The organism is uncultured Paenalcaligenes sp. (genome assembly GCF_947630565.1).
In the GTDB taxonomy this organism is placed as follows: Bacteria; Pseudomonadota; Gammaproteobacteria; order Burkholderiales; family Burkholderiaceae_B; genus Paenalcaligenes; species Paenalcaligenes faecalis.
This window is the reverse complement of the sequence record NZ_CANRIC010000002.1, coordinates 40088-55107: the sequence shown is the minus strand read 5'-3', so window position 1 is coordinate 55107 and position 15020 is coordinate 40088. Positions and strand designations below refer to the sequence as shown.

13 protein-coding genes and 1 pseudogene are annotated in these 15020 nt (G+C 47.1%); all 14 read left to right on the top strand.

Annotated elements, in window-relative coordinates:
- The first annotated feature begins 32 nt into the window (after nt 1-32).
- Nucleotides 33-1316 carry a histidine--tRNA ligase gene (hisS, locus tag Q0Z62_RS00950; protein WP_269901720.1) on the top strand — a complete coding sequence of 428 codons (1284 nt, stop codon included), beginning with the start codon at nt 33-35 and terminating at the stop codon, nt 1314-1316.
- 5 nt (nt 1317-1321) lie between these two features.
- Nucleotides 1322-1957: a tetratricopeptide repeat protein gene (locus Q0Z62_RS00945; RefSeq protein ID WP_269901721.1), complete on the top strand. Its 636-nt coding sequence runs from the start codon at nt 1322-1324 to the stop codon at nt 1955-1957.
- Between the two features lie 3 nt (nt 1958-1960).
- Complete coding sequence (gene bamB, locus Q0Z62_RS00940; protein ID WP_269901722.1) at nt 1961-3118, top strand: outer membrane protein assembly factor BamB; 1158 nt, start codon at nt 1961-1963, stop codon at nt 3116-3118.
- Nucleotides 3119-3123: 5 nt separating this feature from the next.
- Nucleotides 3124-4488, top strand: coding sequence for a ribosome biogenesis GTPase Der (gene der, locus Q0Z62_RS00935; protein WP_269902159.1), 1365 nt, complete (start codon nt 3124-3126; stop codon nt 4486-4488).
- Nucleotides 4489-5568: a histidinol-phosphate transaminase gene (hisC, locus tag Q0Z62_RS00930; RefSeq protein WP_269901723.1), complete on the top strand. Its 1080-nt coding sequence runs from the start codon at nt 4489-4491 to the stop codon at nt 5566-5568.
- A 95-nt stretch (nt 5569-5663) separates the two neighbouring features.
- Nucleotides 5664-5900: an RNA chaperone Hfq gene (hfq, locus tag Q0Z62_RS00925; RefSeq protein WP_269901724.1), complete on the top strand. Its 237-nt coding sequence runs from the start codon at nt 5664-5666 to the stop codon at nt 5898-5900.
- 81 nt (nt 5901-5981) lie between these two features.
- Nucleotides 5982-7078: pseudogene (gene hflX, locus Q0Z62_RS00920) on the top strand (GTPase HflX).
- Complete coding sequence (gene hflK, locus Q0Z62_RS00915; RefSeq protein WP_269902160.1) at nt 7053-8393, top strand: FtsH protease activity modulator HflK; 1341 nt, start codon at nt 7053-7055, stop codon at nt 8391-8393. Before hflX ends, hflK begins: the two are co-directional and overlap by 26 nt.
- A gap of 9 nt (nt 8394-8402) precedes the next feature.
- The gene (gene hflC / locus Q0Z62_RS00910) at nt 8403-9269 is read left to right on the top strand and encodes a protease modulator HflC (protein ID WP_269902161.1); all 867 of its coding nucleotides are present in this window, start codon (nt 8403-8405) and stop codon (nt 9267-9269) included.
- Nucleotides 9270-9448: 179 nt separating this feature from the next.
- On the top strand, nt 9449-10618 hold the full coding sequence (locus tag Q0Z62_RS00905; RefSeq protein ID WP_269901726.1) for an ATP phosphoribosyltransferase regulatory subunit: 1170 nt from the start codon (nt 9449-9451) through the stop codon (nt 10616-10618).
- 74 nt (nt 10619-10692) lie between these two features.
- Complete coding sequence (locus Q0Z62_RS00900; protein WP_269901727.1) at nt 10693-11991, top strand: adenylosuccinate synthase; 1299 nt, start codon at nt 10693-10695, stop codon at nt 11989-11991.
- 211 nt (nt 11992-12202) lie between these two features.
- Nucleotides 12203-12748 (top strand): phosphoribosyltransferase, encoded by a 546-nt coding sequence (locus Q0Z62_RS00895; protein ID WP_269901729.1) that lies wholly within the window; start codon nt 12203-12205, stop codon nt 12746-12748.
- A 141-nt stretch (nt 12749-12889) separates the two neighbouring features.
- Nucleotides 12890-13102, top strand: a complete 213-nt coding sequence (gene rpsU, locus Q0Z62_RS00890; RefSeq protein WP_269901730.1) for a 30S ribosomal protein S21 — start codon at nt 12890-12892, stop codon at nt 13100-13102.
- Nucleotides 13099-14991 carry a DNA primase gene (gene dnaG, locus Q0Z62_RS00885; RefSeq protein ID WP_269901731.1) on the top strand — a complete coding sequence of 631 codons (1893 nt, stop codon included), beginning with the start codon at nt 13099-13101 and terminating at the stop codon, nt 14989-14991. The genes rpsU and dnaG overlap by 4 nt, the downstream gene beginning before the upstream one ends.
- Nucleotides 14992-15020: the final 29 nt, after the last annotated feature.

Genomic DNA, 15020 nt, shown 5'->3' with positions numbered 1-15020 from the left:
GTACTAGGCGTAGGCCTACGGAAAAGAATTTTATGTCGAAGTCTGTACAAAAACTTCGTGGCCTAACAGGCATGAAGGACATACTCCCCGGTGAAAGTGCTCAGTGGGAACAATTAGAACAAACTGTACGTGATTGGCTTGCCAGCTATGGCTATCGCAATATGCGTACCCCCGTTTTGGAATACACACAGCTATTTGCTCGTGGTATCGGAGAGGTCACTGATATTGTCGAAAAAGAAATGTACTCTTTTACCGACTCGCTCAATGATGACAAACTAACGATGCGCCCCGAGTTTACTGCCGGCATTGTGCGTGCTGCGATTGAGCATAATATGCTTTATGATCGTGCGCATCGTATTTATTCTATAGGTCCCGTATTTAGGCACGAACGCCCTCAGCGTGGTCGCTATAGACAGTTTCATCAAATTGACGTAGAGGCCTTGGGTTTGCCTGGTCCAGACATTGATGCAGAATTAATCATTATGCTGGCGCGCCTATGGAAAAAATTAGGTCTTCACGATGTACGCTTGGAAATTAACTCCTTAGGCCATAGCCAAGAACGAGCCGCGCATCGTGAAGCCTTAATTGCTTATCTAGAGCAACACACAGAGGTGATGGATGATGAGGCCAAACGCCGTATGTATACCAATCCATTGCGTGTGTTGGATAGTAAAAACCCAGCTATGCAAGACATGGCAAATAATGCACCTAAATTATTTGATTTCTTAGGTGAAGCCTCTCTTGCTCATTATCAGGGCGTATGTCAGCGTTTGGATGATGCCGGCATTGCTTATACCTTAAATCCGCGCATGGTTCGTGGTTTGGACTATTACAACCTAACCGTTTTTGAGTGGGTCACAGATCGTTTAGGTGCGCAAGGTACGGTGTGTGGCGGTGGTCGCTATGATGGGTTGATGGAGATTTTGGGTGGCAAATCTGCCCCCGCTGTTGGTTTTGCGATCGGTATGGAGCGTCTATTAGATTTATGCCAGCAGGATCAAGAGCCTTTGTCAGTACCTGAATGTCAGGTCTATATGATTCACCAAGGTGACCAAGCCCAACGTCAGGCCATGATCTTAGCCGAACAACTACGTGATGTAGGCGTTAATGTTCTAGTGCATGCGGGTTCTACGGGCTTTAAGTCGCAATTTAAACGTGCTGACGCAAGTGGGGCAGTGGTTGCTGTCATTCTAGGCGAAACGGAGATCCAAGAGCGCGCCGCTAGCGTTAAATGGTTACGAGCTAGTGATGCAGAACAACCACAGGAAAGCATTGCTTTTGATCAACTTGCTACATATTTGCAGTCAAAGGTTTAATCCGCATGGCATACGATTTAGAAGAACAGGAAAAACTAGACGCCCTGAAAGATTGGTGGGATAAAAACGGCGTCAAAATCATGGTGTTGGCTTTTTTGTTTGCTCTTGCTATTTTAGGTTGGCGAGGCTACCAGTGGTATGAGCAACACCAAGCAACTAAAGCAATGGGCTACTTTGAGGCCCTAGAGGTAGCATCCGCTCAGCCTTCCGAGGAGTCAACAGCGCGTATTTTGGCAGCTAGTGAAGCCTTAAAAAAAGATCATGCTAAATCAGGCTATACCAGTCGTGGTTTGCTGGTTGCCGCCCAAGCTTTGCAAAAGCAAGGTGACTTGGACGGGGCTAAAGCTCAACTGCAATGGTTAGCTCAGCACAGCGCGGAAACGGCACTGGTGGATATGGCTCGTTTGCGTTTGGCGGGTATTTTACTAGAGCAAACAGATTATGTGGCAGCGCTAGAACAGCTAAAAAACCCATCGGCTGCGTATGTAGGTCTTTTTGCAGACCGTCGTGGTGATATTCATTATGCCCAAGGTCAACTAGAGCAAGCGCGCTCAGAGTGGACAAAAGCCTTGGCTGCTTTGAATGAGGTGGCCTATAACCAAATTGTTCAATTAAAACTTGATGCTTTAGGAAAGGAATAACGGATGGCGATGTTACTGAATCTACGCTCGGCTAAATTTGCCGCTGCCGCACTTAGCCTTGCTGCGCTCAGTGCTTGCTCTATGTTTTCTTCTAAAGATCCGCGTTTTATGCCGGCACCTTTAGCTGACTATGACGCCAAAGTGGCTGCAAATGTACGTTGGTCTGTATCCATTGGTAAAGGGGCTGGGTTTGGTTTTGTGCCAGCCCGAGTCGGTGATCGTGTTTATGCGGCAACGCCATCTGGGCAGTTAACGCAAGTTGACTTGTCATCGGGTCGCGTGGGTTGGACAGTTAACGCAGCTAAACAACTGTCGGCGGGAGTGGGGGCGGATAATAATCTGGTAGCAGTGGCTTCTAATGATGGCTCGGTGATTGCTTATGATAGTAGTGGTAATCATTTATGGACATCTCAAGCCAGTAGCGAGGTCAACGTCCCTCCAGCCGTAGGTAATGGCTTGGTGGTAGTGCGTAGTTCTGATTATCGCATTCAAGCCTTTAATGCGCGTAATGGTGATTTGATCTGGAGCCTACAGCGCCCAGGTCCGGCTTTAGCTCTTAAAACCAATATCAAAATGGAAGTCTTTGATGGCATGGTAATTGCTGGCATGCCAAATGGACGTCTTATGATTATTGATGGGCAAACGGGCGCCGTACAGTGGGAAGGCGTGGTGTCACAGTCTCGTGGTGCGACGGATCTAGAGCGTATTAATGATGTAGTGGGTGGTCCAGCCGCTGCAGGGCCGCTACTGTGTGGCTCTTCCTACCAAGGGCGCATTGTTTGTTTTGATGTCTCTCAGGGCGGTTTTCCTGTTTGGCAAAAAGATTACTCCACAACAGCAGGTATTGTGACAGATGGCCAGTTGCTATTTGGCTCAAATCAACGTGATGTAGTTAATGCTTTCGCCTTGGGTGATGGCACAACTGTCTGGACGCAAGACGGATTGCGTAATCGTAAACTCTCTGGCCCAGCCGTCTTAAATAGCGAAATTGCTGTGGGCGACTATCAGGGATATATTCATTTTCTTTCCCGTAGCGACGGCCGTCTTCTTGGACGAGTAAGCGTTGGCTCTGGGGCTATTGTTTCGCCATTGGTGGGCACCGAACACGGTGTACTTGTCCAAAGCGGCAATGGCAATTTAGTATTGGTTGGTGTCAATTGAAAAGCATAGCTTTTAAACCCGTCGTAACCATCGTTGGCCGTGCTAACGTGGGTAAATCGACGCTATTTAACCGTTTAACCCGCTCTCGTCAGGCGCTTGTTGCTGATTTGCCTGGGTTAACACGTGACCGCCATTATGGCGAGGGTCGCATGGGTTCACGCCCTTATCTTATTGTAGATACAGGTGGTTTTGAGCCTGTAGCCAAAGATGGCATTGTGCGTGAAATGGCTAAACAAACTGAGCAAGCAATTGCTGAGTCGGATGTCATCATTTTCTTGGTGGACGCGCGTGAAGGCTTAAATCGTTTGGACTTTGATATTGCCAAGTTATTGCGCCGTAGTGGTCAGCCAGTATTGTTGGCCATTAATAAAGCAGAAGGGATGCGCTATGGCACAGCAGGCCTAGAGTTTCATGAGCTTGGCTTGGGTGAGGCCCATCTTATCTCGGCTTCTCACGGTGATGGTGTGGGCGAGCTCATTGAGGCAGCCTTAGCCACTATCCCTGAACCAGAAATCGAAGACGAGCCAGAGTTTGACCCTGATGCTCCCGAAGAGCCTTTTCAACATCGTATTAAATTAGCCATTGTAGGTCGCCCTAATGTGGGTAAATCGACTTTTATTAATGCGCTAATGGGCGAGGAACGTGTGATCGCGTTTGACCAACCCGGTACGACACGAGATGCCATTGAAATCGAATTTGATTACAAGGGTACGCCTTATACGCTGATTGATACGGCCGGTTTGCGTAAACGCGGTAAGGTCTTTGAAACCATCGAAAAATTCTCGGTTATTAAAACATTACAAGCTATTGAGGCATGTAATGTGGTGTTGTTGATGTTAGATAGCTCCACTGAGATTTCCGATCAAGACGCAAGTATTGCCGGTTTTGTTCTGGAAACAGGTCGTGCTGTCGTGATCGCCATGAATAAATGGGACGATCTGGATAGCTACAGACGTGAGTGGGCAAAACGTGAATATGCTCGTAAATTACGCTTCCTTGATTTTGCTAAGGTTCAAACGACCTCAGCACTTAAAGGGCAGGGTATTAATCATGTGATGCGTGCGGTTAAATCTGCACATGCGGCTGCATTCCGTCGTATGTCTACGCCAAAATTAACGCGTGCTATTCACGAAGCCGTAGAGCAACAACAACCGCCTCGCAAAGGGATTTTCCGTCCCAAAATGCGTTATGCGCACCAAGGTGGACAAAACCCCCCCATTGTTATTGTGCATGGCAGTGGGTTGGATGGTGTGTCAGACAGTTATAAACGTTACCTTGAAGGTAAAATCCGTGAGACCTTTGATCTCGAAGGCACGCCAATGCGTGTAGAGCTCAAGTCCTCTCGTAACCCTTATGTTCAGGAGAAGTAATTGAGTCGTTTTTGGAGTGATCACATTCATGCCTTGCAACCCTATGTGCCGGGCGAGCAACCAAAGCAAAATTTATTAAAGCTCAATACCAACGAGCATGCTTATGGTCCTTCCCCTAAGGTCTTAGAGGCGATTGCGGCCGTAACGAATGATCGTTTACGTTTGTATCCTCCATACGACAGTGCGGCATTGATTGCTGCCATTGCTGACTTACATCAGGTGGGGACAGATCAGGTATTTTTGGGTAATGGTTCGGACGAAGTCTTAGCGCATGTTTTTAATACGTTGTTTTTGCGTGATAATCGACCGCTGTTAATGCCGGACATTACTTACAGTTTTTATAAGACCTATTGCCGTTTTTTTGGTGTGCCATCAGAACTACAGCCTCTGGCGGATGATTACACGATTACGGTGTCTGATTACACTCGTCCCCGTGATGTGGCGCCTGCTGCTATTATTTTTGCGAATCCCAATGCGCCCACTGGTATTGCGTTAGGACTAGATGATATTGCAGCGATTGCTCAGGCAAATCCTGATTCTGCTATTGTGGTTGATGAGGCATATGTGGACTTTGGTGCTCAATCTGCGGCAGCCCTTTTAGGGCAGTATGACAATATTGTAGTAATTCATACTTTATCTAAATCCTATGCATTAGCTGGATTACGAGTGGGGTATGCGTTGGCTAATCCAGAGGTTGTGGCTGGATTACAACGGGTTAAAGATAGCTTTAATTCATATCCTTTAGATACGCTTGCTCAGGCCGGTGCGTTGGCGGCTATCCAAGACCGCAGTTACTTTGATGAAAAGCGTGCTGCTATAATGCAAAGTCGTGAGCAGCTTACAGCAGCCTTACGCTCCTTGGGCTTTCAGGTTTTGCCTTCAAAAACAAATTTTGTATTTGCTCGACATGAACAAGTTGATGCAAAGCATATTCATCAGGCACTACGTGACCATGGCATTTTAGTACGCCATTTTAATCAGCCCAGAATCGAACAGTTTTTGCGTATAACCATCGGCACACCCGAACAATGCGCTACACTACTAACAGCGCTGCGCGATATTTTATCTGTGCAGTCATAGATACCTGGCCATGCTTGGCTTGATGAGTGGTATATTAAATACACCTCACAAGAAATCTAACTAACTTAAATAACAACATAATTGGAGCCTAGCCAATGAGTAACAAAGGGCAGATACTACAAGACCCATTTTTAAACGCCCTACGCAAGGAACACATTCCTGTTTCTATCTACCTTGTGAACGGCATTAAATTGCAGGGTCAAATTGAATCCTTTGATCAGTATGTCGTTTTACTACGTAATACTGTGACACAAATGGTCTACAAGCACGCTATTTCCACCGTAGTGCCTGCACGTCCAGTCACCCTAAAATCGGAAGAAGACGCTGAATAAGTTGTTTTCTCTATCCTATCTTTTACCCGCTAAGCCCGCCTCTATGCTTAGCGGGCATTTCTTTTCTGGTTTAAAGCACCTATGAAAGCGTTAATTATTAGCGTCAACATGGGCGATTTAGACTATGCGGCCCATGCCGAAGAGTTCCAGATGCTGGCCCAAGGCGCAGGGGCTCAAATCATGGAAACCGTGGTCGTAAAACGCGACCGTCCTGATGCGGCTTTATTTATAGGCAAAGGGCGACTCCAAGACGCCGTGCTTCTTGCAGATCAATACGAAGTAGAAATTATTTTGTTTGATCAGGCATTAAGTCCTGCTCAACAGCGAAACCTTGAGCGCGAATTTAATCGTCGTGTTGTAGATAGGGTTTTGTTGATTTTGGATATCTTTGCCTTACGAGCCCAAAGCCACGAGGGTAAATTGCAAGTTGAGCTAGCTCAGTTGCAACATTTATCGACTCGATTAACTCGCATGTGGACTCACCTAGAGCGTCAACAGGGTGGTATTGGGATACGAGGGCCGGGGGAATCACAGCTAGAGCTTGACCGACGCATGATCGGTGCAAAGGTTCGTAAATTACGGAACGCCTCGATAAATTGAATCGTCAGCGTCAGACCCAGCGTCGTTCACGGATGCGTGGTAGCACATTAAACGTGTCATTGGTGGGTTATACTAACGCGGGTAAATCCACGTTATTTAATGCGCTGACGCGGGCGGGTGCTTATGCGGCGGATCAGCTGTTTGCTACGCTAGATACCACGACTAGACGTGTCTGGATCGAGGGTGCGGGGCAGGTGGTTATCTCCGATACCGTGGGTTTTATCCGCGACTTACCACCCACGCTCATTGCTGCGTTTAGGGCTACACTCGAGGAAACCATCCATGCGGATTTACTCTTGCATGTGGTCGATGCCTCAAGTCCGCAAAAAGACGAACAAGTTCACGAAGTCAACAAGGTCCTCGCCGATATTGGCGCAGATCAGGTTCCGACTATTTTGGTCTATAACAAGATTGACTCCGCAGGATTATCGCCGCGCCTAGAGCGTGATGAAAACGGCAACGTTGTGCGAGTTTTTGTCAGTGCTCTAGACAGAGCCGGATTAGATGACTTGCGTACAGCCATTGTTGAGTCAGGTCAATCACTGGAAAGTAATACATTCCATGACGAGAATTTATAATTTAAATGATCCCGGCTGGGGTCGTGACGGTAACAAAAACAGTGGCAATCAAAATCAGCCACCCCGTCGTCCAGACAATCAAGATACGCCACCTGATTTAGATGAGGTATGGCGAGACTTTAATAAACGGCTTTCCTCTATGTTCGGTAAAAAAGGGAATGGCGGCAATAATCAGCAGCCTCCTTCTGGTGGACGCCAGCCCATGAAAATGCCTAAAGGCTCACCTAAATTATTTTTAGGTTTGTTGATATTGGTTGTTGGGTTTTGGTTATCAACCGGTTTTGTAATTGTCCAAGAAGGGCAAGTCGCAGTGGTAACGCGTTTTGGTCAATACATCAAAACCTTGAATCCCGGCTTGCAGTGGCGTCTGCCTAATCCCATCGAGGATCATCAGGCTGTTAATATTTCACAATTGCGTACCTTTGAGATTGGCTTTAGAGGAAACTCGCGCAATAAGGTATTGACGGAGTCTTTGATGCTGACCGCTGACGAAAGCATTGTGGATGTGCAGTTTGTAGTTCAATATCGTCTATTGCAAACAGGTGCGCCCGATTATTTGTTTAATACAAATAATCCAGACGAGGCCGTGCGTCAGTCTGCAGAAACCGCTATGCGCGAAATCGTAGGTAAAAAACCGATGGATTTTGTGTTGTATTCCGGACGTACTCAGGTCGCTTCAGAGGTGCAGCAATTAGCGCAAACGATATTAGATCGTTATAAAACCGGCGTCCAAATTAGTACGGTAGCGATTCAAAACGTGCAGCCCCCAGAGCAAGTCCAAGCCGCTTTTGATGACGCTGTTAAGGCGGGTCAAGACCGTGAACGTCAAATTAACGAAGGTAACGCTTACGCAAATAAAGTATTGCCAGAGGCTCGTGGTCAAGTGGCGCGTATGCTACAGCAAGCCGAAGGGTACAAGGCCAAAGTACTGGGTGATGCAAAAGGGGATAGCGCACGATTCAATAGCATCGTGACAGAATACGATAAGGCGCCAGCCATTATGCGTGACCGTCTCTATATCAGCACTTTTGAGCAGATTCTATCTGCTACCAGCAAAATTATGGTTGATAGCAAAAACAACAATATGTTGTATTTGCCCCTAGATCAAATGGCAAAAAATGTAGCTCGTGATGCCGTGCGTAGCACAGAGGCTCCTCATGCGGCAGCCACCGGTGCAGCGACAACAGCGCCCGCGACACCAGAGGCACCAGTGCGTACTACCACTGCACCTGTGCGATCTAATGCTCCCGTAACTATCCCTAACTCTAGCGATATGGGTAGTTTGGCCAGTCCTTATTCACCTTATTCCCGCTAGGAGGTCATGATGCAACGTCTGTTTCCTGCTCTGATCGCTTTGGCTATTGCTCTGGCGGTACTGTCTTCATCTGTGTTTGTGGTGCGTGAACGCGATTCTGCCTTGGTATTTGCCTTGGGTGAGGTCAAAGAAAGCATTACTAAACCCGGTTTATATTTTAAATTGCCACCGCCTTTCCAGAACGTGGTGTTTCTAGATAAACGTTTGCAAACCATCGAGGCTAAAGACCCTGAGCGTATTCAAACGGCTGAAAAGAAAAACTTGCTTATCGATTCCTACGTCAAATGGCGTATTGACGATCCTCGTTTATTCTATGTGACCTTTGGTGTGTCGGATCGTGGTGCGATTGAGCGCTTGCAAGCACAAATTCGAGATGCATTAAACGCGTCCGTCAATATCCGAACCGTAAAAGAGGTGGTTTCGGATGAGCGTGATGGCATTATGCGTGAGGTTCTTGAGGCTGTGCAAAACCGAGCTAAACCTTTAGGGGTTGCAGTGGTTGACGTTCGTTTGCGACGCATTGATTTTGCTCCAGAGATTTCAGAGTCTGTTTATAGACGTATGGAAGCCGAGCGAAAACAAGAGGCGAACCGATTACGTGCTACTGGTGCTGCTGAAAGTGAGCGCATTCGAGCCGAGGCGGATCGTGAGCGTGAAGAGCTGATTGCTGAGGCCTATGCTGAAGCCGAAACCATTCGTGGTACAGGTGAAGCTCAGGCTGCAGAGATTTATGCATCTGCTTACTCTAAAAACCCTGAGTTCTATCGCTTTTATCGAAGTCTAGAGGCATATCGCAATGCGTTTAGCTCACAAAATGATACCTTGGTGTTAAGTCCTGAGTCGGAGTTCTTCCGTTATTGGAAAAATACACAATAGTTGAGTTAATGCAATTAGATCAAAGGCCGGACTTTAGGGCTTGGCTATTTTGAAATGATTCGTATATACTAATGTGTAAGTTTTTACACCATATCGCAGGCGACTTGGGAGGCTTACGGCCCCCAAGTCGCTTTTTTGTTGTCCTGCCTATTTACATAGAAAAAGCGAAGGCTATTCTCATGTCCAATTGGTTATTGCCAGAAAGTTTGGCGGATGTTTTGCCTGCAGAAGCTCGACGTATCGAGGAACTGCGCCGTTATTTACTTGATTTGTATCGTAGCTATGGCTTCGAGCTCGTTGCTCCGCCACTCGCTGAATACTTAGAGTCCTTGCAAGCCGTTTCTGGCTCCAAGCTCAATCTATGCACCACTAAAGTGGTTGATCAGCTCTCAGGTCGTACGATGGGAATCCGGGCGGATATGACGCCTCAGGTAGCTCGTATCGATGCTCATTTACTGAATCGAAATACCGTAGCCCGTTTGTGCTATTGCGGTTCTGTATTGCATGCTCGTCCTCAAGGGCTGCTGTCTGATCGAGAACTGCTGCAGATTGGTGCAGAAATTTACGGTTATGCAGGCGTAGAAGCTGACCTTGAAATCATTCGTTTAGCCTTAGCTAGTGTTTCTAAGGCGGGTGTGAAAAATGCACGCCTGGATTTAAACCTGCCCGGTATTGGGCATGCCATTATTCAGATGGACCCTGCGTTGCTGCCTTACACTGAAAAAGTTTTTGACTTGCTCAGCGCTAAAGACATTCCTGGTCTACAAGAACTACAAAGTAGTATTCCTAATTGTCAAACCGAGAGCATTCAGGCTTTACTGACATTATGTTCTTTGTATGGTGATGCTCATCAGGTCATCGCAAAGGCAAGACAGGTTTTACCGCACACGGAAAATATCACTAAAGCCCTAGATCAGTTACAGGCTCTAGTTCAGTCTTTGGATGTTGCTGTGCTGACGGTGGATTTAGCTGATATGGGTGGCAGCTCTAGCTACCATACCGGCGTGGTTTTTTGTGTTTATGCTGATGGCTGGCATGACGCGTTGGTGCGTGGGGGTCGTTATGATGGCGTGGGTAAAACCTATGGCCGAGATCGACCTGCTACGGGATTCAGTATGGATTTACGTAAACTATCTGCTGGTTTAGCTGCAGCGCAACGGGTGCGTGCAATTCGGGCACCTTGGGGTACTGAGGCGGCCTTGCAGGACAAGTTAAATAGTTTACGCGAGTCGGGTGAAATCGTGATTCAGATGCTACCCGATCAGTCCCCCGAACTGGACGAGTTCCTTATTGACAGAGAGCTGGTACAGCTTGATGGGGAATGGCAGTTGCGGTCTTTGGCTGTTTAACTGCAACACATTTTTCGGGCTTTTAGCTACTAACAGGCCAGATACATCCGGCCCTTATTTTATTGATACGTAACATGAACAAAAACATTGTGGTGATCGGCACCCAGTGGGGTGACGAAGGTAAAGGCAAGATCGTCGATTGGCTAGCAGAATCTGCGCAGGGCGTAGTTCGCTTCCAAGGCGGTCATAATGCAGGCCATACCTTATGGATTAACGGTAACAAAACGGTTTTGCGTTTGATTCCCTCCGGCATCATGCATGATCACGTTACTTGCTATATTGGTAATGGCGTGGTGCTTTCGCCCGAGGCTTTGCTTTCTGAAATCAAAGAACTTGAGGCTGCTGGTTTAAACGTGCGTGATCGTTTGCAAATTTCAGTGGCATGTCCATTGATTTTGCCTTATCACATTGCGATAGACCAAGCGCGTGAGGCTCAAAAAAGCCCCGATAAGAAAATTGGTACTACAGGCCGTGGTATTGGGCCAGCCTACGAGGATAAGGTCGCTCGTCGTGCTTTGCGTGTACAAGATCTATATGATTTGGATCTATTTAAAGAAAAGTTAGACGAAGTGTTGGATTACCACAACTTTGTTCTAACGAATTACTTAAATGCAGAGCCCGTTTCTGCAGATGTGGTGATGGAGCAAGCCGTTCGTTTTGCCGAAGAACTACGTCCTATGGTTGCAGACGTCAGCAACAACCTATACCAAGCTTTTAAAGCAGATCATAAGCTGCTTTTCGAGGGTGCACAGGGTGCTTTGTTAGACATTGATCATGGTACTTATCCTTTTGTGACCAGCAGCAACTGTTTAGCTGGTGCCGCTTCTGCGGGGGCTGGTGTTGGTCCTCAGCAACTGAGCTACGTATTGGGTATTGCTAAATGCTATACCACTCGTGTGGGATCAGGCCCTTTCCCTACCGAGCTTCATGATGAAATCGGCACACGTTTGGCCGAGGTCGGTAAAGAGTTTGGCTCGGTAACGGGTCGTGCGCGTCGCTGTGGTTGGTTTGATGGTGCCGCGATGAAACGCTCCGTCATGATCAATGGGATTTCGGGTTTATGTGTCACTAAATTAGACGTGCTTGATGGTTTGGATAGCATTAAAATTGGTGTGGGCTATCGCTATAAAGGCGAGTTCTTGGATGTGTTGCCTCATGGTGCGCATGCGGTGGCCGAAGCCGAACCCGTACTTGAGGAAATGCCAGGCTGGACTGAGTCCACCGTTGGTATCACTGAGTACGACAAATTGCCAGTTAATGCGCGTCGCTACCTAGAGCGTATCGCCGAGGTATGTGAGGTACCTATTGATATGGTATCTACAGGTCCTGATCGTAATGAGACCATCGTATTGCGTGATCCATTTACTAAGTAAATAGCTCGTAATAAAAAAGCGGCCTTTGGGTCGCTTTTTTTGTCACGTGAGCAAAATAATAACTAATTATATTTTCAATAGGGATGTGCTTTGTTAAACTAATACGATGGGCGGCTATAGGCCGCTCTATGCGTTTGTGGGTTATTGCTACCTAGCAGGCGCATTTTGGTTTAAGATTATGCACCACATTTATAAATAGTTAGGATCGGCTATGAGTCTGCCCCAAAATACTGACAGTGACCTATGGGTTAACTGGAAACAATACAACGAACTAATCGAAAAGCTGGCGTTACAAATTCACGAGTCAGGCTGGAAATTTGACAAAATTGTCTGCTTGGCCCGCGGTGGTATGCGCGTGGGTGATGTGGTTTCGCGTATTTATGATGTGCCTTTAGGTATTTTGGCGACCAGTAGTTACCGTGAGGCCGCTGGCACAGAGCAGGGGTCATTAGACATTGCTCAGTTTATTACCATTACACGTGGCACCTTAGATGGCAATGTGTTGCTGATTGACGACATGGTAGATACTGGCATGACCTTTAAACGGGTGCGTGATCATTTGCGCACACAGTTTCCTGCCATCAACGAACTACGCACTGGTGTTTTATGGTGGAAAGGCCACTCCCAAGTTGAGCCGGACTATTTTGTTGATCACCTGCCTACTAATCCTTGGATTCACCAGCCTTTTGAGGACTACGATAGCATTCGACCTCACCAGTTAGAGGCATGGATTCGCAAAGGGAAAGGCACTAAATAATCGGTTTGGTTTTGACGTTGGGCGCTAAATCATGCTAGTATCAACGTCTAACCTTATATTTTGCGTATTGTGTATGTGTTGATTAACGCTACACGTACACAACTGTTTTTAACCCTTTTTTAAGCAAGGCTTCCAAAGTACATGTCTACTGTCCGCCTGAAAGAAAACGAGCCTTTCGAGGTCGCGATGCGTCGCTTCAAGCGCACCATCGAAAAAACTGGTCTATTAACTGAATTGCGCTCACGCGAATTCTACGAAAAGCCAACAGCTGAACGCAAACGCAAACGCGCCGCTGCTGTAAAACGTCATTACAAACGTATTCGCAGCCAGCAATTGCCTCCGCGTCTGTATTGATACCTGAATCCTATATTCAGGAACTACTAGCGCGTGTCGATGTTGCAGATGTCGTAGGGCGCTACGTACAGTTACGCAAGGGTGGGGCCAATTTAATTGGCCTATGTCCCTTTCATAACGAAAAATCTCCTTCTTTTACTGTCAGTCCTGCAAAACAGTTCTATCATTGTTTTGGTTGTGGGGCACATGGCAGCGCTATTAGTTTTCTGATGGCACATACCGGGGCGACTTTCCCCGAGGCCGTACGCTCATTATCGAGCGAGGTCGGTCTAACAGTACCTGAAACAAATCGCTCTCCACAGCAACGTGAATACGATCAGTTGCGTAAAGAACAGCGTTCTGTTCATCAACAAATTCTGGATACGGCGCAGGAACATTATCTGCGTCAGTTCAAAAACTACGAACCTGCTCAAAATTATATTAAACAGCGAGGCCTGTCTGCGCAGACTATTGCTCGTTTTGGTTTGGGTTGGTCACAAGCAGATCGTCAAGACTTAGCCCGTATTTTTCCGAATTACCAAGATCCGTTGTTAGTCGAGTCAGGATTGGTCGTCGAGTCTGAGGACGGCCGTCGTTATGACCGATTTCGTTCGCGAGTGATGTTCCCTATACGAAGCCGTAAAGGGGATGTGATTGGATTTGGTGGGCGTCTGATAGCCAAAGGCGAGCCTAAATACCTGAACTCACCTGAGACGCCGTTATTTTCCAAAAGCCATGAATTGTACGGCTTATGGGAAAACCGACAGGGCATTCGTACCGAGGGCTTTGTTACGGTTGTAGAAGGCTATATGGATGTGGTGGCGTTATCTGACGTTGGATTAAATAATGCCGTTGCCACATTGGGTACAGCAACGACAGAGTTTCATATTCGGCATTTAATGCGAGCCAGTGATCGTATTGTTTTTTGTTTTGATGGTGATGGCGCAGGCCGTAGAGCAGCGTGGCGTGCCTTAACCACATGCTTACCGCAATTACGAGATGATGTTTCTATGCGGTTTTTATTTCTGCCCCCAGAGCATGACCCAGACTCTTATGTGCGTGAATTTGGGGTAGAGGCATTCAGAGAGCAAGCCAAAAATTCAGCGCCTTTATCGCGTTTTATGTTGGAGGAGCTTTCCTCTAGGCATGCAATGGACGAGGCCGAAGGTCGGGCTGCCTGTGTGCACGAAGCCATTCCTTTATTGCATGCTTTACCTGATTGCACGCTTAGTTTGCAGATCGAGCAAGAGTTTGCACAAATGGTGCGACTAACGCCGGATGAGCTGCAGTTACGTTTGATGCAGGCTCAGTCAGTGCATACTCACTCTCAGCAGGCTTCAGCTAGCGTTGATAGCTTTAACGCTAATACGGCTCCTATGCCGTCTACAGATGCTTGGGAGCAGATGGCATCCATACCAATGGAGCATTATGAACCCGAGTCAGCCCCTAAGAAAAAAAGAACGCGTGCACCACAAAATGCACGGACGGTGACGCCAATTGCGAAACGATTATTGAAATTGTTAGCGGCATATCCGCATTTAGCTCAAGACTTAGACCATGAGGCGCTTGAAATTATTGTACAAAGCCCCACCTTAGTCTTAGTACAGGATTTAATTGCTTTGGCTAATGATACCCAAGCTCAGCATATTGGGGCATTAACCCAAGCGGTTGATTCAGATTCTGACTTAGCGCATGTATTACAAGGCCTAGCCTCAGAGCTACTGCAGCAAGACGATCTTCCCGATCCCAAGGGCGAATGGAATGATGCGTTGCGTAAAATACAGCTTGAGGCGATTAAACAGGAACAATCTGATTTAATTGCTGCCGGATTGCCCGATGCGGCATCACGGCAACGTTATCAAGACTTGTCACGCAGAATGGCTCAGTTGCTTACTGCGCCATTGTCTTAACTGCAGTAAAATAGTACGTTTATTGCATC